This is a genomic window from Rhodococcus sp. USK10 (assembly GCF_019378875.1).
GTDB lineage: Bacteria > Actinomycetota > Actinomycetes > Mycobacteriales > Mycobacteriaceae > Rhodococcus_F > Rhodococcus_F pseudokoreensis.
Genome location: NZ_CP076048.1, coordinates 4,251,999 through 4,272,797 on the forward strand (window position 1 = coordinate 4,251,999; position 20,799 = coordinate 4,272,797).

Annotated in this window: 23 protein-coding genes; 15 read left to right on the top strand and 8 right to left on the bottom strand. The window is 69.9% G+C overall.

What is annotated here, in order from left to right; translation table 11 throughout:
• The first annotated feature begins 93 nt into the window (after positions 1-93).
• From I1A62_RS26495 to I1A62_RS26505, 3 genes are read left to right on the top strand one after another with little or no spacing between them, the layout of a single operon-like run.
• A complete protein-coding gene (locus tag I1A62_RS26495) occupies positions 94-1,470 on the top strand; it encodes a hypothetical protein (RefSeq protein WP_308340753.1) in 1,377 nt (458 codons plus the stop codon).
• Positions 1,470-2,480 (top strand): glutamate ABC transporter substrate-binding protein, encoded by a 1,011-nt coding sequence (locus I1A62_RS26500; RefSeq protein ID WP_219455248.1) that lies wholly within the window; start codon positions 1,470-1,472, stop codon positions 2,478-2,480. Before I1A62_RS26495 ends, I1A62_RS26500 begins: the two co-directional genes overlap by 1 nt.
• Positions 2,481-2,520: 40 nt before the next feature.
• Positions 2,521-4,692: a serine/threonine-protein kinase gene (locus I1A62_RS26505; RefSeq protein WP_219461455.1), complete on the top strand. Its 2,172-nt coding sequence runs from the start codon at positions 2,521-2,523 to the stop codon at positions 4,690-4,692.
• An 8-nt stretch (positions 4,693-4,700) separates the two neighbouring features.
• Here I1A62_RS26505 and I1A62_RS26510 read toward each other — a convergent pair whose 3' ends face one another.
• On the bottom strand, positions 4,701-4,916 hold the full coding sequence (locus tag I1A62_RS26510; protein ID WP_219455250.1) for a hypothetical protein: 216 nt from the start codon (positions 4,914-4,916) through the stop codon (positions 4,701-4,703).
• Positions 4,917-5,122: 206 nt separating this feature from the next.
• On the opposite strand from I1A62_RS26510, the gene I1A62_RS26515 reads away from it, so the two are divergent.
• Positions 5,123-5,890 (top strand): thiazole synthase, encoded by a 768-nt coding sequence (locus I1A62_RS26515; protein WP_219455251.1) that lies wholly within the window; start codon positions 5,123-5,125, stop codon positions 5,888-5,890.
• Positions 5,891-5,931: 41 nt separating this feature from the next.
• Entirely contained in the window at positions 5,932-6,741 is an 810-nt protein-coding gene (locus tag I1A62_RS26520) for an MBL fold metallo-hydrolase (protein WP_219455253.1), read from the top strand.
• A 1-nt stretch (position 6,742) separates the two neighbouring features.
• Here I1A62_RS26520 and I1A62_RS26525 read toward each other — a convergent pair whose 3' ends face one another.
• Together I1A62_RS26525 and I1A62_RS26530 are read right to left on the bottom strand one after the other, a co-directional pair.
• Positions 6,743-7,636 (bottom strand): class I SAM-dependent methyltransferase, encoded by an 894-nt coding sequence (locus I1A62_RS26525; protein WP_219455255.1) that lies wholly within the window; start codon positions 7,634-7,636, stop codon positions 6,743-6,745.
• Positions 7,637-7,752: 116 nt separating this feature from the next.
• Positions 7,753-8,631, bottom strand: coding sequence for an alpha/beta fold hydrolase (locus I1A62_RS26530; protein WP_219455256.1), 879 nt, complete (start codon positions 8,629-8,631; stop codon positions 7,753-7,755).
• A gap of 86 nt (positions 8,632-8,717) precedes the next feature.
• Between I1A62_RS26530 and I1A62_RS26535 the strand changes: the two genes are divergently transcribed.
• Entirely contained in the window at positions 8,718-10,640 is a 1,923-nt protein-coding gene (locus I1A62_RS26535) for a BTAD domain-containing putative transcriptional regulator (protein WP_257890545.1), read from the top strand.
• Between the two features lie 33 nt (positions 10,641-10,673).
• On the opposite strand, the gene I1A62_RS26540 is transcribed toward I1A62_RS26535, so the two are convergent.
• Positions 10,674-11,672, bottom strand: coding sequence for a PHP domain-containing protein (locus I1A62_RS26540; RefSeq protein WP_124394882.1), 999 nt, complete (start codon positions 11,670-11,672; stop codon positions 10,674-10,676).
• A gap of 45 nt (positions 11,673-11,717) precedes the next feature.
• Positions 11,718-12,593 carry a LysR family transcriptional regulator ArgP gene (locus tag I1A62_RS26545; RefSeq protein WP_219455258.1) on the bottom strand — a complete coding sequence of 292 codons (876 nt, stop codon included), beginning with the start codon at positions 12,591-12,593 and terminating at the stop codon, positions 11,718-11,720.
• A gap of 72 nt (positions 12,594-12,665) precedes the next feature.
• Between I1A62_RS26545 and I1A62_RS26550 the strand changes: the two genes are divergently transcribed.
• The 5 genes from I1A62_RS26550 (at position 12,666) to I1A62_RS26570 (ending at position 15,539) form a co-directional block, all read left to right on the top strand.
• Positions 12,666-13,286 carry a LysE/ArgO family amino acid transporter gene (locus I1A62_RS26550; protein ID WP_219455260.1) on the top strand — a complete coding sequence of 207 codons (621 nt, stop codon included), beginning with the start codon at positions 12,666-12,668 and terminating at the stop codon, positions 13,284-13,286.
• 47 nt (positions 13,287-13,333) lie between these two features.
• The gene (locus I1A62_RS26555; protein WP_124394821.1) at positions 13,334-13,915 is read left to right on the top strand and encodes a hypothetical protein; all 582 of its coding nucleotides are present in this window, start codon (positions 13,334-13,336) and stop codon (positions 13,913-13,915) included.
• A complete protein-coding gene (locus I1A62_RS26560; RefSeq protein ID WP_124394820.1) occupies positions 13,915-14,319 on the top strand; it encodes a TIGR03668 family PPOX class F420-dependent oxidoreductase in 405 nt (134 codons plus the stop codon). Before I1A62_RS26555 ends, I1A62_RS26560 begins: the two co-directional genes overlap by 1 nt.
• Positions 14,320-14,375: 56 nt before the next feature.
• Positions 14,376-15,044, top strand: coding sequence for an SDR family oxidoreductase (locus I1A62_RS26565; RefSeq protein WP_219455261.1), 669 nt, complete (start codon positions 14,376-14,378; stop codon positions 15,042-15,044).
• Between the two features lie 153 nt (positions 15,045-15,197).
• Positions 15,198-15,539: a hypothetical protein gene (locus tag I1A62_RS26570; RefSeq protein WP_087558615.1), complete on the top strand. Its 342-nt coding sequence runs from the start codon at positions 15,198-15,200 to the stop codon at positions 15,537-15,539.
• A gap of 3 nt (positions 15,540-15,542) precedes the next feature.
• On the opposite strand, the gene I1A62_RS26575 is transcribed toward I1A62_RS26570, so the two are convergent.
• Complete coding sequence (locus I1A62_RS26575; RefSeq protein WP_219455263.1) at positions 15,543-16,193, bottom strand: maleylpyruvate isomerase family mycothiol-dependent enzyme; 651 nt, start codon at positions 16,191-16,193, stop codon at positions 15,543-15,545.
• A 150-nt stretch (positions 16,194-16,343) separates the two neighbouring features.
• Here I1A62_RS26575 and I1A62_RS26580 point away from each other — a divergent pair, with 150 nt between their 5' ends.
• Genes I1A62_RS26580 through I1A62_RS26590 form a run of 3 tightly spaced genes read left to right on the top strand, consistent with a single transcriptional unit; the run spans position 16,344 to position 18,267 of the window.
• A complete protein-coding gene (locus I1A62_RS26580; RefSeq protein ID WP_219455264.1) occupies positions 16,344-17,213 on the top strand; it encodes a TIGR04222 domain-containing membrane protein in 870 nt (289 codons plus the stop codon).
• Positions 17,210-18,055: a DUF692 domain-containing protein gene (locus I1A62_RS26585; protein WP_219455266.1), complete on the top strand. Its 846-nt coding sequence runs from the start codon at positions 17,210-17,212 to the stop codon at positions 18,053-18,055. The genes I1A62_RS26580 and I1A62_RS26585 overlap by 4 nt, the downstream gene beginning before the upstream one ends.
• Positions 18,052-18,267 carry a hypothetical protein gene (locus I1A62_RS26590; protein WP_192582012.1) on the top strand — a complete coding sequence of 72 codons (216 nt, stop codon included), beginning with the start codon at positions 18,052-18,054 and terminating at the stop codon, positions 18,265-18,267. The genes I1A62_RS26585 and I1A62_RS26590 overlap by 4 nt, the downstream gene beginning before the upstream one ends.
• Here the strand turns inward: I1A62_RS26590 and I1A62_RS26595 are convergent.
• Positions 18,248-19,210 (bottom strand): alpha/beta fold hydrolase, encoded by a 963-nt coding sequence (locus I1A62_RS26595; RefSeq protein WP_124394295.1) that lies wholly within the window; start codon positions 19,208-19,210, stop codon positions 18,248-18,250. The two genes, I1A62_RS26590 and I1A62_RS26595, sit on opposite strands and share 20 nt — an antisense overlap.
• 122 nt (positions 19,211-19,332) lie before the next feature.
• On the opposite strand from I1A62_RS26595, the gene I1A62_RS26600 reads away from it, so the two are divergent.
• Positions 19,333-20,088, top strand: a complete 756-nt coding sequence (locus tag I1A62_RS26600; protein WP_124394294.1) for a GntR family transcriptional regulator — start codon at positions 19,333-19,335, stop codon at positions 20,086-20,088.
• A gap of 8 nt (positions 20,089-20,096) precedes the next feature.
• Here I1A62_RS26600 and I1A62_RS26605 read toward each other — a convergent pair whose 3' ends face one another.
• On the bottom strand, positions 20,097-20,798 hold the full coding sequence (locus I1A62_RS26605; RefSeq protein ID WP_124394293.1) for a phosphonatase-like hydrolase: 702 nt from the start codon (positions 20,796-20,798) through the stop codon (positions 20,097-20,099).
• Position 20,799 lies beyond the last annotated feature (1 nt).

Genomic DNA, 20,799 nt, shown 5'->3' on the forward strand with positions numbered 1-20,799 from the left:
GCAGGGACCGCACCGGCGGTCCCTGCCCCGCTTTTGTGCCCCCGATGCCACATCGGCTTTTTCCGGCACGACCCGCCGCGAATCGGGGCACACTTGCAGAAGACCTCGGCGGAGGAGGACACCGTGTTCCACCGCGGAGACGACGTCGTCACCGAAGAACACTCGCTCGACGAGTCGCTGCTCGTCGAGCCCGACTCCCGGCGCCGGCCGTGGCGGGAATTCCTCGTCTCGACCCCGGGACGGCTGTCCGTGCTGGGAATCGTGCTCGTCACCGCGGCGCTGGCGACCGGGGCGGTCACGTCGGCGGCGATCGGCGCCCGGCAACAACGCATCGAGACCCTGCGGACGCACACCGAACCCCTCACCTACGCGGCCGAGCGGCTCTACAGTTCGCTGTCCATCGCCGACGCCGCGGCGGCCACGTCGTTCATCTCGGGCGGCGTCGAGCCGATCGCCGTCCGCAATCGGTACAACCAGGCGATCGGGGACGCATCGAATGCGCTGGTCACCGCGTCGAACGGGGTCGACTCGACCGACGCCGCCGCCCTCGCCCAGTTGTCCGAGGTGTCCCGGAACCTCGCCGCGTACACCACCCTGGTCGCGACGGCCCGCGCCAACAATCGATCGGGCAACCCGGTCGGCGTCGCCTACCTCAGCGACGCCTCCTCGATGATGCAGGACACGATCCTGCCCGCCGCCGAACGTCTGTACTCGGAGCAGTCGAGGGCCGTCGCCGACACCCAGGTCCTCACCGGACGGCTCCCCAGAATCGCGTTCGCCGCCACCGTCGCCCTGCTCGTCGCGCTCCTCCTCGCGCAGGTGTACCTGGCGCGCAAGAGCAAACGCCGCATCAACCCCGGCCTCGTCGTCGCGTCCCTGCTCGCCGTCACCCTCCTGATCTGGCTGGCCGGCGCCGCCCTGGTCTCCACCGCGGCCACGGACCGCGCGAGAACCGAAGGGGCGCAACCACTCGCGACGATCACCCAGGCGAGGATCCTCGCCCAGCAGGCCCGCGCGGACGAGACCCTCGCGCTGCTGCAGCGAGGCTCCGACGAACAGTCCGAGATCGACTACGCCCGCCGTTCCGCCGACCTGGCCGACGTCCTCGCGGGGCTGCAGGGCGGTTCCCACGGACCGGGAGTCGCACAGCCGATCGACGAGGCGGTGACGGCACTCGGCGACTGGCGGCACGCGCACGAGATGCTGGAGCAGAGGCTGGAGGTGGGGGACTACCCGGGGGCGACGGCCGTCGCGATCGGCCCCGCGGACTCCGCGTCCCCCGCGACGTTCGCGGCACTCGACGAGGCGCTGCAGCACGGGATCGACAGCTTCCGCGGCGAGGAAGTCGACGGAATGACCGAGTCCTTTCGCTCGTTGTCGCTGCTCGCGGTGGGTAGCATGGTGATCGGCGTGCTCTGCGGGTTCGCCGTCGGTGGGGGGATCTGGCCCAGACTGAACGAGTACCACTGATGACGCGGGTGAGGCGACCGAGACGGCGGACGTGCCCGCGCGCCCTCCTGGTCTCCGCTGCGGTGGCCACCGTTCTCGCGGCCGGCTGCGCCGCCCCGCAACCCCTCACTCCCATCGCCAGCGGCGACTACTCCGAACAGCCGTTGACGAACGGGCTTCAGATCCATCCGCCCACCGGCGACGTGCCCGCGGAACCACCCGCACCCGACTCCTGCGGCGCGCTCGCGAGTCTGCGCCCGGTCGCCGCGCCGGACGTCCAGGCGCCGGGAAGCACACTGGCCGAGATCACCGCACGCGGCAGGCTCGTCGTCGGGATCGACCAGAACACCAACCTGTTCAGCTTCCGGGACCCGACCACCGGCATGCTGATGGGATTCGACGTCGACGTCGCGGGTGAGATGGCGCGGGACCTGTTCGGCGACCCCAGCAGGGTCGAGTTCCGCCTGCTCACGTCCGGCGACCGTTTCGACGCCCTCGAGAAGAAGGCCGTGGATCTCGTGGTCAAGAGCACGACGATCACGTGTGAACGGTCCGAACGCGTCGCCTTCTCCACCGTGTACTTCCAGGCATACCAGCGACTGCTGGTGCCGAAGGTCTCCGGCATCTCCGGCCCGGAAGATCTGGCGGGCAAGCGTGTCTGCACCGTCGCCGACACCACCTCACTGGATACTGTTCGCCGGGTGCAGCCCCAGGCGACGATCGTGACGGTGCCCGACTGGGACGACTGCCTGGTGGCGCTCCAGCAGCGTCGGGCCGACGCCGCGAGCACCGACGACTCCATCCTGGCCGGGCTCGCCGAGCAGGACCCGAATCTGGAGATCGTCGGCCCGCCGCTCGAGTCGGAGCCGTACGGTATCGGGGTCAACAAGGGCAACGAGGATCTGGTGCGTTTCGTGAACGGGACTCTGGATCGGATGCGCGCAGACGGAACGTGGATGAGGCTCTACGACAGCTGGCTGACGGTGCTCGGCCCCGTCACGGGACCGCCGACCGCCACCTACCGGGACTGAGGTGTCACCGACCGTGAGCGACGAGACCAGGCGAACCCCGATGGACGAACCGGAATCCACACGCGGAGTGCGGTTCGATCCGTTCGCGGACGACGACGAGGACGAGGTCCCGTCGTCCCGCACGGTGCCGGACGCCGCACACACCTCCGACCTGTCGATGCTCCTGACCAATCCGGTTCTCGCCGAGCACAAACGGTACTGCGACCGGTGCAAGCGGCCGGTCGGACGTTCCACCGCGGCGCGGCCGGGTGACACGGAGGGGGTGTGCACGCACTGCGGGACCGTTTTCTCGTTCGCCCCCCAACTGGAGGCGGGCGAGTTGGTGGCGGGTCAGTACGAGGTCCTCGGGTGCCTCGCCCACGGCGGCGTCGGCTGGATCTACCTCGCGCTCGACCACAACGTCAGCGACCGCTGGGTCGTCCTCAAGGGCCTGCTGCATTCGGGCGACCCCGAAGCCCAGGAAGTGGCTCTCGCCGAGCGCCGGTTCCTCGCCGAGGTGACGCACCCGAGCATCGTGAAGATCTACAACTTCGTCGAACACCCCGGAATGGACGGCAATCCCGTCGGCTACATCGTCATGGAGTACGTCCGGGGCCGGACCCTACGGGACGTGCTCACCGAGCTGAAGGAGGACGCGGCGCCCGACGACCCGAAACCGAGGCTGCCGGTGGAGCATGCCATCCGCTACCTCCTCGAGGTCACGCCTGCGCTCGGATACCTGCACTCGATGGGGCTGGTGTACAACGACCTCAAACCCGAGAACATCATGATCGGCGACGACTACGACCAGCTCAAGCTCATCGACATGGGCGCGGTCGCCAGGATCGGCGATCACGGATACATCTACGGCACACAGGGTTACCAAGCCCCCGAGATCGCCACCACCGGGCCCACCGTCGCCTCGGACATCTACACCGTCGGGCGGACGCTCGCCGTGCTGACCCTCGACATGCCCACCGCCGGGGGCTGTTACGTCGACGGCCTGCCGTCACCCGAGGCGGCGCCGCTGCTGGCGGAATACGAGTTCTACCAACGGCTGCTGCTGCGGTCCATCCACCCCGACCCGGCCAAGCGTTTCGCGTCGGCCGACGAGATGTCGACGCAGCTCGAGGGTGTTCTGCGTGAGGTGCGGGCGCAGCGGACCGGAAACCCGCAGCCGGGACTGTCCCACCGTTTCAGCCCGCAGCGCACGACGTTCGGGACCGACCTCACGATCAGCCGCACCGACGTCTACGTGGACGGGCATCGCCGGGACGAACGTATCAGCGCGATGAGCATCGTTCGGGCACTGCCGATTCCGTTGGTGGACCCGGACGATCCGGCGGCCCCGCTGCTGTCCGTCGTGCACAGCAGGCCGCGGGAACTCCTCGATTCGCTGCACCGGGCCAAGGAGGTGGCGGCGAAGGAGGGCGTGGAGTCCACGAGCATCGAGATCCCGCTCGCCGAGGTGCGCGCACACCTCGACCTCGGGCAGCCGCGTGATGCCGCCACCATCCTCGAATCCCTCGACCACGAACTCGAGGACACGTGGCGCGTCGACTGGCACACCGGGCTGTGTGCCCTGGTGGGCGGCGACTTCGAGGAGGCGTTCACCCGCTTCGATTCGGTCCTGACGGCGCTGCCGGGCGAGGAGGCCCCGAAACTCGCGCTCGCGGCGACGTCCGAGATGTGGTGCGAATACCGCGCCGCCGAGAACCTCGGGCGGTGGCGCGGAACCGCCGAGAAGTACTACCGCACGGTGTGGCGCACCGATCACGGCGCGGTCAGTGCGGCGTTCGGCCTGGCACGGCAACTCGAGCACCGCGACGACCGGGTGAACGCGGTGGAGGCGCTCGACGAGGTGCCACCGACGTCCCGGCACTACGCCGAGGCGCGGTTGACGAGTGTGCTGATGCTCGTCCACGATCGGCCCCTCGCGGAGGTGAGCGAACGGGATCTGCAGGAGGCGGCCCGAAGAGTCGAACTGCTCGCCCACGACGAGCGTCGCGCACTCCAGACCCGTGTGCTCGTTCTCGGCGTGGCCGTGGACTGGCTACATGCGGGCGGTGTGCCCGAGGCGACGAGGATCCTCGGGGTGCCGTTCACCGAGCGCGGTCTGCGCACCGGGGCGGAGGCGGCGCTCCGGGCCCTCGCCCGCAAGGCGCCCGAGCGCAGGCACCGGTACACGCTGGTGGATCTCGCGAATCTGATCCGCCCGACCACGTGGCTGTAGCGCCCGGATCAGAGTCCGCCGAACCCGACGGATTCACGGCCCCACCGGGCATTCCACGCCATCACCTGCATCCGGTCGCTCAAAGCGTCACGGCTGCGCACCGTTTCGGCGAGTTGCCCCATGAGTTCGATGATGCGGCGCCGGGCATCCTCCAGTTCCGCTGCCAGGCGCTGCTCCTCCCTCGACCTCGCGGTGCGGTTCCTGCCGGCGACCAACGTGTTCATGTCTGCTCCGATCGTGACGTCGCGGCATGTGCCACTCAGCTCATCTGACCGACAACTCTGCGGCATCTGGTACGGGTCCAGAAGATCCAGAAGAACGGCGACGCAGGGGTCCAATCTGGACCTATGACGCAGCACACAAGTGGCTCTGACGTCGGAGACGGTTCGACCGTAGGGTTCGGGTACTCAACCCGATCGGAGAGGTACCTATGCGCAATCACCCCGACGCACTCACGATCGCGGGCCGGGACTTCTCGTCGCGACTGGTCATGGGCACCGGGGGTGCGGCCAACCTGGCGGTTCTCGAAGAGGCGCTGATCGCCTCGGGCACCGAACTGACGACGGTGGCGATGCGCCGGGTGGATGCCATAGGGAGAACCGGACTGCTCGAGCTGCTGGATCGGCTGGGCATCGCGTTGTTGCCGAACACCGCCGGGTGCCGAGGCTCCGCGGAGGCGGTGCTGACGGCTCAGCTGGCCCGGGAGGCACTGGGCACCAACTGGATCAAGCTCGAGGTGATCGCCGACGAGCGCACGCTCCTCCCCGACGGGATCGAACTCGTCTCCGCAGCAGAACAACTCGTCGACGACGGCTTCGTCGTGCTGCCGTACACCAACGACGACCCGGTGCTCGCGCAGCGCCTGGTCGACGCCGGGTGCGCCGCCGTGATGCCCCTCGGGTCGCCGATCGGGACCGGGCTCGGCATCTCCAATCCCCGCAACATCGAGATGATCGTCGCGCGCACGGACATCCCGGTCATTCTCGACGCCGGGATCGGCACCGCGAGCGATGCGGCGCTGGCGATGGAACTCGGCTGCGACGCCGTCCTGCTCGCCTCCGCGGTGACGAGGGCGTCGGACCCGCCGCTGATGGCGGCGGCGATGGCCGGGGCGGTCACGGCCGGACGCCGCGCCCGGACCGCCGGCCGGATACCGAAACGGTTCTGGGCGCAGGCGTCGTCCCCGGTCGCGGTGTAATCGGGCGCCCGCGAACGCCGACTCCGCTAGCGTGAACGCCCATGCGGGTACATCACCTCAATTGCGGTTCGTTCTCCTCGGCGCTCATCGGGCGGTTGGTGTGTCACGTGCTGGCATGCGAGACCGACGCGGGCATCGTGCTCGTCGACTCCGGTTTCGGGCTGGCGGATGTCGCCGACCCCATCGGTCGCGTCGGCAAGTACGCGAAGCTGACCGGCGCCCGGTTCCGCGAGTCGGAGACGGCGGTCCGCCAACTCGGCAAGCTGGGGCTGGATCCCTCGGACGTGACCCACATCGTCGCGACGCACCTCGACTTCGACCACATCGGCGGGGTCGCCGACTTCCCGAATGCCACCCTGCACACCACCGCCGCGGAAGAGGCTGCGTCGGAAGGACGTTCGTCGTTCCGCGAGAAGGTGCGGTACCGCCCCGCCCAGCTCACCCCGCGCCCGAGGACGCACACCTATTCGGGGCCGGGCGAATCCGTGCTCGGCTTCTCCGACGCCCACCCGATCGACGGGGTCGGCGACCGCATCGTGCTCGTCCCGATGCCCGGGCACACCCGGGGTCACGCGGCGGTGGCCGTCGACACCGGCGACCGCGGCTGGCTGCTGCATGCGGGCGACGCATTCTACCACCGCAGCACCGTTGCCGCCCCCGGGCAGGTGCCGCCGGGAACCGCAGGCCGCGCCCTGCGGGTGATGGAAGAGCTGATCGCGGTGGACCGTTCGAAGATCCGGGGCAACCACCGCCGGCTCCGGGAACTGAACAATCAGGTGGCCCCGCGGGTCCGGGTCTTCTCCGCCCACGACCCGACGCTGTTCGAGGAACTCGCCGCCGAGCGGGGCTGACTCAGCCGCCGGTCTTCACTGCCGTCAGGTAGGTCGCACGGTCGGCCAGGTGCGCGAGTTCCTCCGGGAGTTCGGGCGCGGGCCTGCCGTACGACTCGGCCAGCGCGAACGGAGAATAACTCCGCACCGACCAGCCGTGCTCGGTCAGCCAGTGCTCCGGGTCGGCGCGCTCGTCGCCGTAGAACAACTGGGTGATGTCGAGGTCGCCGAACGGGTCCTTGTCGAAATACTTCTTCCTGATCTCGTCGAAACGCTTCGCGTCGGTGCCCGGCGCGAAGTTGTCCACAGCGATGTGGCTACCCGGGCTCGACAGTTCGTCGATCCGCTCGAACAGCGCGTCGTGGGCCGCGCCCGGCAGGTACGCCAGCAGTCCCTCGGCCGACCACGCGGTGGGTTTGCCGCGGTCGAGGCCTGCGGCGTCGAGGGCGGCCGGCCAATCGTCCCGGAGATCGACCGGCACCGCGCGGCGATCGGCCTTGGGCCGCGCATCGTGCTCGGACAGCACTTCGCCCTTGAACTCCAGCACCTTCGGCTGATCGACCTCGAACACCGTCGTGCCCGCCGGCCAGTCGAGGCGATACGCCCGCGCATCCAACCCGGCTGCGAGGATCACCGCCTGCGACACTCCGTCCGCCGCGGCCGTGAGGAAGAATTCGTCGAAGAACCGCGTCCGGAACCCCATAAATCCGGAGAACGGTGTGTCTCCCAGCGAGGACGGGTCGGCCAGCAGCCCGGTGAAATGCGGTTCGCCCGCGGCCTCCACGAACCATGGCGCGTAGTCGTCGCGGATCAGGGCATCGGGACGGCCGGTTTCCAGCGCCCGGAACGTCGCCACCCCCAGGGCCGTGAGCCCCACGCTGCTGACAATGTCCCAGGAATCGCCGTCGGTGCGCATGAATACCTCCCGATCGTGCCGAAGTGTCGGCCGTGACGGCCGACCAGGCTCCCCGGCGATTCTACGCCGCCACGCTCACTGCATCTATGATGCTGCTGCACAACCTGTTTCGGCGTCTACCTCTTCAGAAGCGCACGCAGCGCGTCGACGATGTCCCCGGGCGCTTCCTCCGCCATGAAGTGACCCGCGGCGAGGGTGTCGTGCACCAGGTCGGGTGCCCAGGCCCGCCAGAGGCCCGCGGCGTCGTAGCCGAGCACGCTGCCCCAGTCCTGCTGGACGACGGTGACGGGCATCCGCAGGTGGTTCCCGGCTGCCCGGTCCGCCCGGTCGTGTTCGACGTCGATGCCCGCGGACGCCCGGTAGTCGGCGACGATGGACGGCACGGCGTCGCGGGACGCCCGCAGGTACTCCGCACGCACGTCGGCGGGCATCGCGTCTGGATCAGCGGTCCAGGCGTCGAGGAAGTGGCCGAAGAAGGCGTCGGCGCTCGCGCCGATCATTTGCTCCGGCAGTCCGGGCGGCTGCGCCATCAGGTACAGGTGGAACGCGACCGCGGCGTCCGCGCCGTGCAGGATGTCCCACATGTCCAACGTGGGCAGCACGTCGAGCGATGCGAGATGGCTGATCGCATCGGGGTGGTCGAGTCCGGCGCGGATGGCGACCAGCGCGCCGCGGTCGTGCCCGGCCAGCGCGAACCGGTCGTGGCCCAGTTCCTTCGCGAGCGCGACGACGTCGGCGGCCATCGTCCGCTTCGAATAGACGGTGCCGTCCGTCTCGGCAGGTTTGCCGCTGGCGCCGTAGCCGCGCAGGTCCGGGCAGATGACGGTGTGGTCGGCGGCCAGGCCGGTGGCGACGTGCCGCCACATGAGGTGCGTCTGCGGGAAGCCGTGCAGCAGGACGATCGGGCTGCCGGAACCGCCGACCGCGACGTGCAGGTCCACGTCGTCGGCGACGGTCACGCGCTGGTAGTCGAATCCGGGGATGACTGGGGTCATGGGTGGTGGCCTTCCGTGCTCGGGGTGGTTCTCGTCCAGTCTCGGGGCGGTCGATGAGCATTCGATGAGCGCTATACCGTGGCGGGGTGACTCCTACGTTCGGTGTGCTGGGGCCGGTGGTCGCGTGGGACGAGGCGGGCGGCCCCGTCGAGCTGAAGGGCCCACGTCACCGGGCGGTGCTCGCCCGTCTGATCGTCGCCCGCGGACGGGTCGTCCCGGTCGGCGTCATCGTCGACGACCTCTGGGTCGACCCACCCGCCGGAGCGAAGGGCGCGGTCCGGACGTTCGTCTCGGCGCTGCGACGCGCCCTCGAGCCGCAGCGCGCGGCCCGTACCGCCGCGAGGCTGCTCGTCACCGACGGCCCCGGGTACGCGCTTCGGGCCGGCCCGGAGTCCGTGGACGCGTGGCGGTTCGAGCACGCGGTCGCCGAGGCCGCGACCGCCGCACCGGGGCGGGCGCTCGAGCTGTTGGAGGAAGCGCTGGGGTGGTGGCGCGGCCCGTCGTACGCGGAGTTCGCCGGGGAATCGTGGGCCCACGCCGACAGGACGCGGCTCGAGGAGTTGCGACTGTCCGCGGTGGAGCGGCGGGCGGAGGCCCGGCTGGCCGTCGGGCTCGCCGCCGAGGCCGTGCCGGACCTCGATGCCTTTGTGGCCGAACACCCTTGGCGGGAAGGGGCATGGCGGCTGCTGGCCCTCGCCCTCTACCGCTCCGGCCGCCAGGGTGAGGCGCTGGCCGTGTTGCGCCGGGCGCGGGAGCTGCTCGCCGAGGAGCTGGGAATCGACCCGAGCCCGCAGCTGACGTCCCTGGAGACCGACATCCTGCGCCGCGACGACCGCCTCGAACTCGACCCCGACCGGATGTGGGAGCGGGCAGCCGCTGCCTACGACCGCACCGTGGCGTCCGGTGCCCGGGCGCGGCTCGAATCGACGGTCGGGTTGCTGCGCAGCCTCGCCGTGGCAGGCGGCGGCGGTCTCGCGGCGGCCCGGGAGCAACGGCTCGCGACGATCGTCGCCGCCGAACGACTGGGCGACCCCGAACTCACCGCCCGCGTGATCGGGGCCTACGACGTCCCCGCCATCTGGACGCGATCCGACGACCCGGAGCAGGCGGCCCTGATCGTCGCCGCCGCCGAACGCACGCTCGCGCGGTTGTCGACCGGCGTCCACGACACCGCCCGCGCTCGGCTGCTGGCCACGATCGCCCTGGAGTCCCGCGGGACACCGGGCGACCGCGGGTTGCGGGCCGCCCGGGAGTCCGAGGCGATCGCCCGCGCACTCGACGACCCGGCGCTGCTCGCCTCCGCGCTGAACGGCGTCTTCATGCACACGTTCCACCGTTCGGGCCTCGCCCCCGAGCGGGACGCGATCGGCCGGGAACTGATCACGCTCTCGGCCCGCCACGGGTTCGTGAATTTCGAGGTACTCGGGCATCTCGTTCGGCTGCAGGCGCTCGGGGCGCTCGGCGACTTCGCCGGCGCCGACGAGCACGCCGCCGCCGCGGACGACCTGGCCGCACGGCACGAGCGACCGCTCGTCGCCGTGTTCACGACGTGGTACCGGGCGATGCGCGCGGCGGCGACGGGCGCGTCCGACGCGGACGCCGAGGCCGGCTACCGGGCGGCGGCGAAGCTCCTCGACGGCAGCGGGATGCCCGGCCTCGAGCACGGGATCCTGCCGCTGGCACTGCTGTGCCTGCGGGTGTCGCGGGGCCTGCCGGCGACGTTCGACGCCGACACCGAGTGGGGACCGTACGGGCCGTGGGCGCGGCCCCACCTCCTGCTGGCGGACGGTCGCCCGGACGACGCGGCTGCCGCCCTGCGCCGGATGCCCGAACCGCCGCGCGATCTGCTCGTCGAGGCGCTGTGGTCTCTGATCGAACACGCCGCGGCCGCCGTCGGCGACGCTCGGCTGATCGAACGGGCTCGAGCCGAATTAGCACCCGCCGCAGGCGAAATCGCGGGGGCGGGGAGCGGGATGCTCACGATGGGCCTTCGGCCCGTGCGTGCGTAACGAGTCCCTGGACTCCTTACCCACGCACAGGTGCTACTTGGCCCACTCCAGCAGATCGTCGGCGGACCACGTGTTCACGACGCGGTCGGCGTCGACCCCGCACCGCATGGCACGCTCGCATCCGTAACCCTGCCAGGCGAGTTGACCCGGGGCGTGCGCGTCGGTGTCGATGGAGAACAGGCATCCCAGGTCCATGGCCAGATCGATGAGCCGGCTCGGAGGATCACGGCGCTCGGGACGGCTGTTGATCTCGACGGCGGTGCCGTGGTCGCGGCAGGCGGTGAACACCTGCTCGGCGTCGAACGTCGACTCCGGCCTGGTCCCGCGCCCGCCCTCGACGAGCCGCCCCGTGCAGTGGCCCAGCACGTCCACCAGCGGATTCTCGACGGCTCTGACCATCCGCCTGGTCATCGCGCCGCGTTCCGCCCGCAACTTGGAGTGCACGCTGGCGACGACGATGTCGAGTTCGTCGAGCAGGTCCGGATCCTGATCGAGCGACCCGTCCTCGAGGATGTCGACCTCGATGCCGGTGAGGATGCGGAACGGCGCGAGTTCCTCGTTCAGCTCGGCGATGACCTCCAGCTGCGACCGCAGCCGCTCCGCCGACAGCCCGTTCGCGACCGTCAGCCGCGGGGAATGATCTGTCAGAGCGCAGTATTCGTGGCCGATGAGAGCCGCGCTGCGCATCATCTCGTCGATCGGACTGCCGCCGTCCGACCAGTCCGAGTGGGTGTGCAGGTCGCCCTTGAGCGCCTGACGCAGCGCGCCGCCGCCGATCGGCTCCGCGTTCTCCCGCAGTTCCGCCAGATAGACGGGCACCCCGTCGAGCGACTCCCGGATCACCGTCGCCGTCTTCGGCCCGATGCCCGGCAGGTCCTTCCAGCTGTCGGTGCGCCCGCGGACGTCCCGCTGCTCGTCGGACAGTTCGGCGACCACGTCGGCCGCCCGCCGATACGCCTTCACGCGGTGCGTCTCCGCCCGCGACCGTTCGAGCCAGAACGCTGTCTCGCGCAGGGCCTGCACCGGGTCCATCGGGCTGTCGGCGTCCATGACTCCAGTGTTGCGCCCACCCGGACGTCACCGCAACGCTTCGCGCGCCCCGTCCCGGACCGCGGTCGTGAGCGCCGCGAGAATGGGCGAATCCAGCTTCCACCGCTGCCAGTACAGCGGAACGTCGATCGGACGGGACGGGTCGAGTTCCACGAGACCGTGGTCGTCGCCGGTGTGCAACTCCGGCAGCAGTCCCCAGCCCAGTCCGTAGCGGACGGCGTCGGAGAACGCCGAGGACCCGGGCACGAAATGCCGCGGCGGCTGCACCCGGCGCCGGGTGAATCCGCGCAGGAACCGGGCCTGCAGTTCGTCCTTGCGATCGAAGTCGAGCATCGGCGCCACCGCGAGGGCGTCCGCGGTCGGGCCGTCGGGGAGCCAGCGTTCGGCGTAGTCGCGGCTGCACAGCGCGCGGTACCGCATCGACCCCAGCTTCTCGACGGTGCAGCCCTGCACCGCCTCGGGGACGGACGTCACGGCGGCCATCACCGTGCCCTCCCGCAGCAGGGTGGTCGAGTGGAATTCGTCCTCCCGGTGCAGGTGGAACAGCGCCCGGTACTCCGGCGCCAGCCGGGCGAGAGCCGGAATCATCCACGTGGACAGCGAATCCGCGTTGACGACGAGCGGCAGCGTGCTCGTCGCGGCCTCTTCAGGATTGAGGGAAGACATGGCCTCGCGCTCGAGGTGCGCCATCTGGCGGGCGAGCGTGAGCACGACGTGCCCGGAGTCGGTGGCCCGGACCGGCTTGGCCCGTTGCACCAGGACGCGTCCCACCTGCTGCTCGAGCGCCTTGATCCGCTGGCTCACCGCGGACGGCGTGATGTGCAGTACCCGGGCGGCGGCGTCGAAGGTGCCTTCGTCGATCACGGCAGCGAACGTGCGGAGAGCGGCCAGGTCCAGATCCATATGAAGCAATGCTAATGGCAATGAAGGATAATTAGCTGGATTGATGGCGGTGGGATTCGTAGCGTGGTTGCCATGCACCTCACCTCTGCCCTGCTCACGGCGGCGGCCGGCTTCGGCACCGGCCTGTCGCTGATCGTCGCGATCGGCGCGCAGAACGCGTTCGTCCTGCGGCAGGGGATCGTCCGCAGGCACGTTCTGCCGGTGGTCGTGCTGTGCGCGGTGTCCGACGTCGCGCTCATCGCCGTCGGGATCAGCGGAATCGGGGCCGTCCTCGCGCACGCTCCCGCCGCCATCACCGTGATCCGCTGGGCGGGAGCGGCATTCCTCGTCTCCTATGCCGTGCTCGCCGCCCGTCGCGCTCTGCGCCCCGGAAGGCTGGACGCCACGATGGAAGTCGGATCGGCGACCCTCGCGACGTCGATCCTCACCTGCCTCGCGCTCACGTGGCTCAACCCGCACGTCTACCTCGACACGGTGCTGATGCTCGGCTCGGTGGCCAACAACCAGGGCGATTCGGGGCGGTGGCTGTTCGGACTCGGCGCCGCCACCGCGAGTGTCACCTGGTTCCTCGCGCTTGGCTACGGCGCCCAGTTCCTGCATCGCGTGTTCGCCCGCCCGAACGCGTGGCGCGTGCTCGACGCCGGGATCGCCGCGCTGATGCTCGCCCTCGGCATCACCCTCGTCACCGGCTAGTCAACTTTTTGTTGACAGAGCGCATCTTGTCAACCAATACTTGACAGATGTCGGATGTCGCGCTCACCCAGCTGCTGTCGGACGCGATCGCCAAGGCGGACCCCGAGATCGACCCGGGGCTCGACCACGACCCCGCCGCCTACCTGGCCCTCGTCCGGCTCACATCGCAGGCGCGGGAGTCGGTCGACGAACTGCTGATCTCCGCGATCGCCGCCGCCCGCTCCGCCGGCCACAGCTGGGACACGGTCGGTGCCGCCCTCGGCATGTCGCGGCAGGCGGCGCAACAACGCTTCGGCAAACGGATCGGCGACGCCCCCGACCCGGACCCGGACGGCCGCACCCGCCGGCTCACCCCACTGACCGCGTTCAACGAGATGCGCATCCTCAACCGCGCCGGCTCGTACGGCTGGCACTCCGTCGGATTCGGCACCCTGTTCCACACCGTCCGCAAGTCCGACGAACAGTGGGAGCACACCCGAGCGTCAGCGCTCGCGAGCCGCGAGAAACTCGAGGCCGACGGCTGGCAGAAGGTCGGGACGTTGTGGTTCCCGTGGGCGTACTTCAAGCGCCCGCTGGGCATCCCCGCGCTCCCCGAACCGGTGAGCGGCGACTACCTGATGGAACCGTGATGGACGCCGTCGCACGATTCGCTGCCGCCCGCGTCGCCCGGCTCGCCACGGTCGGGGCGGACGGCGTGCCGCACCTCGTCCCGCTCGTCTTCGCGCTCGACTCCGACGCCATCTATTCCTGCGTCGATCACAAACCCAAACGCACCACGGCCTTGCGGCGCCTGAAGAACATCTCCGGCAACCCCGCCGTCACCCTGCTGGTGGATCACTACGACGAGAACTGGGACCACCTGTGGTGGGTGCGCGTCGACGGCCGGGCCCGGATCCTCGACCCGGACTCCGACGAGGGCACCGCCGCGCTCGACGTTTTGGCCGCGAAGTATCCGCAGTACGTCGACCGGCGCCCGGACGGACCGGTGATCGCGATCCATGACCTGAGGTGGCATTACTGGTCCGCCCTGTGAGTACTTGTTAACCGCCGGCGGTTAACAAGTACTCACAGGGCGATAGCCTTTTTCGCATGCCCACAGCCCTGATCACCGGCGCCAGCCGTGGCCTCGGAGCCGCCATCGCCCGCGAACTCGCACCGACCCACGAGCTTCTGCTCGGCGCCCGGTCGGCCGGGTCGCTGACCGGCATCCTCGACGAACTGCCGGCCGCGACACCCTGGCCGGTCGAGCTGACCGACTACGACGCGGTGGCGGCGGCGTGCGCACCGATCGTCCGGCTCGACGTCCTCGTCCACAACGCCGGCGTCGCCGATCTCGCGACCGTCGCGGAGTCGACCGTCGAACAGTGGCGGCACACGCTCGAGGCGAACGTCATCGCGGTGGCCGAACTGACGCGACTGCTGCTGCCCGCCCTGCGCGCCGCGGGCGGCCACGTGGTGCTCATCAACTCGGGTGCCGGCATCCGCGCGAACGCCGGCTGGGCGTCGTATGCGGCGAGCAAATTCGCGCTCCGGGCGTTCGGGGACGCGCTGCGGCTCGAAGAGCCGTTACTTCGCGTCACATCTGTTCACCCCGGCCGGATCGACACCGATATGCAGCGTGCCATCGTGGCCGGCGAGGGCGACGAGTACCGGCCGGAGAAGTACCTGCAGCCGTCGACCGTCGCAAAAGCCGTGCGTACGGCGGTGGAGACGCCGCGTGACGCGCACCCCACAGAAGTCGTGCTGAGGGTGCGCTGACAGCGGAGAAACCTGCGTGAGATACATCACAGATTGATCTCACACAAAGGCCTTAAGCTGCTCACAATCAGTCGCCCTACAGTTCTACTCATCAGCAGAAGTCCCAAACGCGAGTCGGGTCCAGCGAACCGGCTCCCAGGAGGTATCCCCACGATGAACACCGAACAGCGTATGCACAGCGACACCGCCGTCGCGGTCGACGGCGACGTCTTCGCGACGATGTTCACTCTCGATCTCGGTGACGGCGAGGTCGATCGGGACGCGGTCGAGCGGATTCACGGCGGCGACTTCGACGAGTGGATCGAGGCGGCAGCCCGGTCCGGTCTGTTCACGCCGCAGGCGGTCGCGGCTCTCGTGCAGTCGTGGCAGGAGAACCCGAAGGCTCTGTTCGACGCCCTCCTCGTCGATGCCGACGAGATGACCCACAAGCGCTACGCGATCATCTGGGACGCGCTCGACGACGCCGACACGTTCGAGAGCGTCGAATACGCCTGACGGTCAGAACGGCCACGCGGCAACGGGCGGCAGGCCCTCCCGCGTGGGGCGTCCGATGACCCAGGCCAGCAGTTCGGTGCGCGGAAGTTCCGGCGCCCGGACCTCCGGATGCCCGGCCGCCAGCGCGGGTAGCTCCGATTCCAAGGTGTGCTCGACGAAAAGTTCCGGCCAGTCGGCCGCCGTGTAGTCGAGGCCGAGGTCCACGTGGTGGATCTCGAGTTCACGCCACCGCAGCACCGGCACCTGACGCGCCGGCACCTGCTGACGCCAGTTCACCGGCGTCTCGTACAGATCTTCGGTGATCCCGCGCAGCGACTCGATCACCCGCCGTCCCGCGAAGCGGAAATCGGCCACCAGTAGTTCCGCCGGACGTCCGGCCCCCTCTTCGATCGCCGCGGCCCGCGCGGCTGGGCCGCCCGGATACATCTCGGGCGCCGCCTCGCCGGTGAGCACCCCGACGGCGAATCGGTTGAGCGCATCGGCGTTCCTCGCGAGGTGCGTGACGACGTGTCCCCGGCTCCACCCCGGCAGCAGCGACGGCCCCCGCGCCTGATCGTCGGTCAAGCCCGCGAGCGCCGCCTCGACCGTCCGCTGCGATTCGGCAACAGCATCGAGCAGTTCGACATACGACAGTGCGGCACCCGGTGACGTCATGCGAACGATGCTCCCACAGCCCACCCCACGGCGAATTCCCAGGATCCCGATAACGGAACGGTGACGATCGGCTTCCGGCGGGTGCATGTGGGACAATCGTACTGATACTGAGATCGACTGTCGGACAACGCGGTTGAAAGGTGGTGTGTGATGTACAACGAATCCGCTACGTGGGGGATACCGAGCGAGACCTTCCTGGTGATCTACGTGGCCGCCGCCGTACTCTCGGTCGGGATTGCTGTGTTCCTCCGTTCCAGCTTCACCCCCTCCGCCGCGACCGCCCACGTCCGCCTCGATCCGGTGCAGACCGGCATGCTGACCAGCGACGATCGCGCCATCGCCGCATCCCTGACGCTGTTGCGGGGAGCCGGCATCATCTCCGACGACGGCACGATCCTGCGGGCGTGGGGTGTCCCCGACAACGCCCTCGGGTGGTTCACGCGCGCCGTCTACGACGAACTCGCCTCCAGGCGCGGCGCCCTCGGCAACCTCGGGCTCCCGGGCCGGTTGCGGGCCCCACTCGACGAGTTGCGAACCACCCTGGTCGCGCAGGGACTGCTCACCGGACCCGAGCAGAAGACGTGGAACCGCCGGGCGACGATCCCGATCCTCGTCGTCATGGCCGTCGGCGTCGCACGCCTCGCCGCCGGGTTCGCCGCGGGCAAGCCGATCGGATTCCTGCTCGTCGCGGTGGTGTTACTGGCGGCCTCCCGCGAACTGGTTCGCCGGACCGGCCGCAGGACACGCCAGGGGACGGCGGAATTGCAGCGACTGCGCCGCGAACACTCGTACCTGTCGCCGCGGATGCGCCCGTCCCCGACCGCATACGGTCCGACGCCGATCGCGCTGTCGACGGCGCTGTTCGGGATGGGTTCCCTCGCCCTTTTCTCGCCGGGGTTCGCGAGCGCGGCCGGCATCTCCGACAGCAGCAGCAGCGGCGGCGACGGTGGCAGCAGCGACGGTGGGGGCTCCTCCTGCGGCGGTGGAGGTGGCTGCGGCGGCGGTGGGTGCGGGGGATGACCGCACTGATCGAGCCGGGCCTCGGCATCGGCTGGCGGCCGGAGATCTGCGGGATCATCGACCGACTCGACGGCCTGCAGTTCTGCGAGGTGATCGCGGAGTCGCTGCCCGCCCGCCGACGCGGGGTCGACGTTCCCGACGAACTGCGGTCGCTGGGGGTTCCCGTCGTCCCGCACGGCATTTCACTCTCGCTGGGTGGTGCCGAGCCCGTCGAGCAGCGCCGGATCGACCACCTCGCGCGGTGCGCCGACGCGCTCGGTGCGCCACTCGTCAGCGAGCACGTCGCGTTCGTGCGGGCGGGCGGTCTCGAGGCCGGACACCTGCTGCCGGTGCCGCGCTCGGCAGAGGCCCTGGACGTGTTGGTGCGCAACGTCCGGCGCACGCAGGAGAGTTTGCCGGTGCCCCTGGCCGTCGAGAACATCGCGGCCCTGTTCGATTGGCCGGACGACGAGTACACCGAGGGCGAGTTCCTGGCCGAACTGGTCGAACGCACCGGGGTCCACCTGCTGCTGGACGTCGCGAACGTCTACGCGAACGCCCGCAACCGCGGCCGCGACGCCGCCGAGGAACTCCGTCGACTGCCGCTCGAACGCGTGGCGTACTGCCACGTCGCCGGTGGGTCCGAACGTGACGGCGCGTACCACGACACCCACACCGACCCGGTGCCCGTCGAGGTGCTGGACCTGGTCCGGCAGTGGGTAACCGGGGGCGCCCCCGCGATCATGCTCGAGCGCGACGGCAACTACCCGCCCGCCTCGGAATTGTTCGGCGAACTGGATGCGATAGCGGACGCGGCCGGCGTCGAGCGGATCACCCGGGGCGCCGAATGGAGCTGGCCGTGACGGGGCTGGCCGATCGGCAGGCGGCGCTGGTGCGAGCCCTCGTCGCGTCGGGGGAGCCACCCGAGGGATTCGACCGCGACGCACTCGACACCGCATCGAAGGCATTGCTGCGCAAGCGGTCCGGTGGGGCCGGAGAGCCCGGCACACTGCCCGCACCGACGCGGCGGCGTCTGTTCAGGCTGTTCAGCCTGCTCAGCCTGCGACGAAGCTGAGCAACAACTCGTTCACCTCTTCGGCCCGTTCCTGCTGGACGAAGTGGCCGGCGCCGTCGAGGAGGTGGATGCCGCGCAGGTCGGGAACGGTGTCGCGCATCCGGTCGAGGGCCTGCGCACCGCTCATCGCGAGGACTGGATCGCGTGCACCGGCCACGAACAGCGTCGGCACCTCGATCTGGGCGACCCGGACTCTCGCGGAGCGTTCCCAGTTGGCGTCGTACGCCCGGTACCAGTTCAGGCCACCGGTGAATCCCGTCCGGGAGAAGACCTCCACATAGTGCTCGAATTCGTCCTCCGTCAGCCACGACCACGGCAGTGGTGGGGCGTCGGGCAGCACGTCCAGGTACCCGTTGCCCTCCGACGGGTGCTGCCAGATGTCCAGGTAGCGGTAGTCGCCCGACAAGGCGTAGAACAGCCGCTGGAGGAAGCCGCGGGGGTCGCCGTCGAGTTCGCGGTCGGCGACACCCGGTTCCTGGAAGTAGTGGATGTGCAGGAAGTGCTTGCGCGCCAGCGACGCATAGAGTTCCGACGGGCGCAGTGGGAACCGATCGGGCATGTAGGGAACGGACAGCAGCACCAGCCCGGACACGCGTTCGCGGTGACGCAGCGCGACGGTCCAGGCCACCGGAGCGCCGAAGTCGTGGCCGACGAACACGGCACGGTCGAGTCCGAGGGCATCGAGCAGGCCGATCAGTGCGTCCGACACCCGCTCGTTGGTGTAGTCGTCAATGTCGCGGGGCACGTCGGTGCCGCCGTAGCCGGGCATATCCGGGGCGATCGCGCGGTACCCGGACGCCGCGAGCGCCAGCATCTGGTGCCGGAAGCTGTAGCCGAGGCCCGGGAACCCGTGGCACAGGATCACGGGCGGACCGTCACCCAGTTCGCTGATCTGCCAACGGAATCCGTCGACCGTGACCGATCGCTCCGTCGACGTCGCCATGCTCCGAATCCCTCCACCGGCTGGAACGCGTTCTCGCAGTGTACCGTAACGGCGACGCCACTAGAATGCACCTGATTCGCAGTGGTAACCGTCGACCGACCGGGGAAGTGGGGTGATGCGCAATGGTGGAAGCACGCTCCCGTCACGAGTTCGTCGCGGTTCAGCTCCGGAAGCGCATCATGCAGCGGCGGTACGCGGTGGGCGAGTCACTGCCGAGCGAGAGCATGCTGTGCGCAGAATTCGAGGTGTCGCGCGGCCCGGTGCGCCAGGCCCTCGCGACGTTGAAGAACGAGGGGCTCATCCAGCTGTCCCAGGGCAAGCCGGCTGTGGTCCGCAGCCACGACATCACGCAGACCCTGGACACGTTCACGCCGTTCACCCAGTGGGCGCACCGCACCGGACGCACCGCGGGCAGCCGCACACTCGAGATCGCCCGACGCCGGGTGTCCGAGCCTGCCGCCCGCGCACTGGGAGCGGCCCCGGACGACTTCGTCGTCGAGGTTCTCCGCGTCCGCCTGCTCGACGGCGAACCGACGATGCTCGAGCGGAGCACGTTCACCGACCGCGTCGGTTCCCTGCTGTTCGAGTTCGACATCGACTCCGGGTCGATCACCGACTACCTCACCTCCCGCGGCGTCCGGTTCGAATCGATGGAGCACGTGCTCGACGCCGTCGCCGCCGCCCAGGCCGAGGCCGAACATCTCGGCATCGCCCCCGGCAGCCCGTTGCTGCGGGAACGCCGGACGTCGCGGGACCAGCACGGCGACATCTTCGAGTACGCCGACGACCGGTACCGGCCCGACCTCGTCGCCTTCAGCATCGTGAACGCCCGGACCGTCGACCCGCGGAGTCCGTCGGGCGACAGCAACGGTCTCTGATCGGCGGATCAGGCGCTGCGCAGTCGGTCGAGCAGAGCGGGCAGGTCTGCGACGCTGTCGAGGACGTGGGTGGCCCCGGCCTCGGACAGTTGGGTGGCGTCGTGGGCGCCGGTGAGGACGCCGACGGAGGCGAGCGCTCCGGCGCGCAGGCCGGTGGTGATGTCCGACGTGGTGTCGCCGAGCACCACCATGGACTGCACGGACGGGGCGCCGGCGCGCATCAGCGCGGTCAGCGGCATGTCCGGGAAGGGGCGGCCGCGGACGCCGTCACCGGGGCAGAGCACGACGTCGGCGACGTTCTCCCAGCCGAGCGCGCGGATGATCGACATCTGCGTCTCGTGCGCGAACCCGGTGGTGAGCGCCGTCTTGATGCCCTGCTCCCGCAGCGAGCCGAGGAGTTCCTCGGCGCCGGGAACGGCGCTGCACCGGCCGTCGTCGACGAGTTGCGCGTAGCAGCGTTCGAATTCCTTGTTCGCCGCCTGCGCCTGTTCCTCGTTTCCGCCGCTGAGGTGGCGGAAGACGACGATCTTGGACTGGCCCATGGTGTCGGAGACGTACTCGAGCATCCGCCGCCGGTCGTCGTCCGTCTTCGACAGCCCGGCGTGTGCGTCGGCGGCGAGGAAGGACTGCTGCACCAGCCCGCTGTCCTCGACGGTGGTGCCTGCCATGTCGAAGACGACGAGGCTGATGTCCCGGTGCTGTGTTCCCATT

Coding starts and splice junctions, on each gene's coding strand:
- I1A62_RS26585 (WP_219455266.1), top strand. CDS start 17,210: ATGACCGCACTGATCGAGCCGGGCCTCGGCATCGGCTGGCGGCCGGAG.
- I1A62_RS26545 (WP_219455258.1), bottom strand. CDS start 12,593: ATGGATCTGGACCTGGCCGCTCTCCGCACGTTCGCTGCCGTGATCGAC.
- I1A62_RS26505 (WP_219461455.1), top strand. CDS start 2,521: ATGGACGAACCGGAATCCACACGCGGAGTGCGGTTCGATCCGTTCGCG.
- I1A62_RS26520 (WP_219455253.1), top strand. CDS start 5,932: ATGCGGGTACATCACCTCAATTGCGGTTCGTTCTCCTCGGCGCTCATC.
- I1A62_RS26550 (WP_219455260.1), top strand. CDS start 12,666: ATGCACCTCACCTCTGCCCTGCTCACGGCGGCGGCCGGCTTCGGCACC.
- I1A62_RS26555 (WP_124394821.1), top strand. CDS start 13,334: ATGTCGGATGTCGCGCTCACCCAGCTGCTGTCGGACGCGATCGCCAAG.
- I1A62_RS26595 (WP_124394295.1), bottom strand. CDS start 19,210: ATGGCGACGTCGACGGAGCGATCGGTCACGGTCGACGGATTCCGTTGG.
- I1A62_RS26565 (WP_219455261.1), top strand. CDS start 14,376: ATGCCCACAGCCCTGATCACCGGCGCCAGCCGTGGCCTCGGAGCCGCC.
- I1A62_RS26575 (WP_219455263.1), bottom strand. CDS start 16,193: ATGACGTCACCGGGTGCCGCACTGTCGTATGTCGAACTGCTCGATGCT.
- I1A62_RS26570 (WP_087558615.1), top strand. CDS start 15,198: ATGAACACCGAACAGCGTATGCACAGCGACACCGCCGTCGCGGTCGAC.
- I1A62_RS26525 (WP_219455255.1), bottom strand. CDS start 7,636: ATGCGCACCGACGGCGATTCCTGGGACATTGTCAGCAGCGTGGGGCTC.
- I1A62_RS26605 (WP_124394293.1), bottom strand. CDS start 20,798: ATGGGAACACAGCACCGGGACATCAGCCTCGTCGTCTTCGACATGGCA.
- I1A62_RS26510 (WP_219455250.1), bottom strand. CDS start 4,916: ATGAACACGTTGGTCGCCGGCAGGAACCGCACCGCGAGGTCGAGGGAG.
- I1A62_RS26515 (WP_219455251.1), top strand. CDS start 5,123: ATGCGCAATCACCCCGACGCACTCACGATCGCGGGCCGGGACTTCTCG.
- I1A62_RS26530 (WP_219455256.1), bottom strand. CDS start 8,631: ATGACCCCAGTCATCCCCGGATTCGACTACCAGCGCGTGACCGTCGCC.
- I1A62_RS26600 (WP_124394294.1), top strand. CDS start 19,333: ATGGTGGAAGCACGCTCCCGTCACGAGTTCGTCGCGGTTCAGCTCCGG.
- I1A62_RS26540 (WP_124394882.1), bottom strand. CDS start 11,672: ATGGACCCGGTGCAGGCCCTGCGCGAGACAGCGTTCTGGCTCGAACGG.
- I1A62_RS26560 (WP_124394820.1), top strand. CDS start 13,915: ATGGACGCCGTCGCACGATTCGCTGCCGCCCGCGTCGCCCGGCTCGCC.
- I1A62_RS26500 (WP_219455248.1), top strand. CDS start 1,470: ATGACGCGGGTGAGGCGACCGAGACGGCGGACGTGCCCGCGCGCCCTC.
- I1A62_RS26580 (WP_219455264.1), top strand. CDS start 16,344: ATGTACAACGAATCCGCTACGTGGGGGATACCGAGCGAGACCTTCCTG.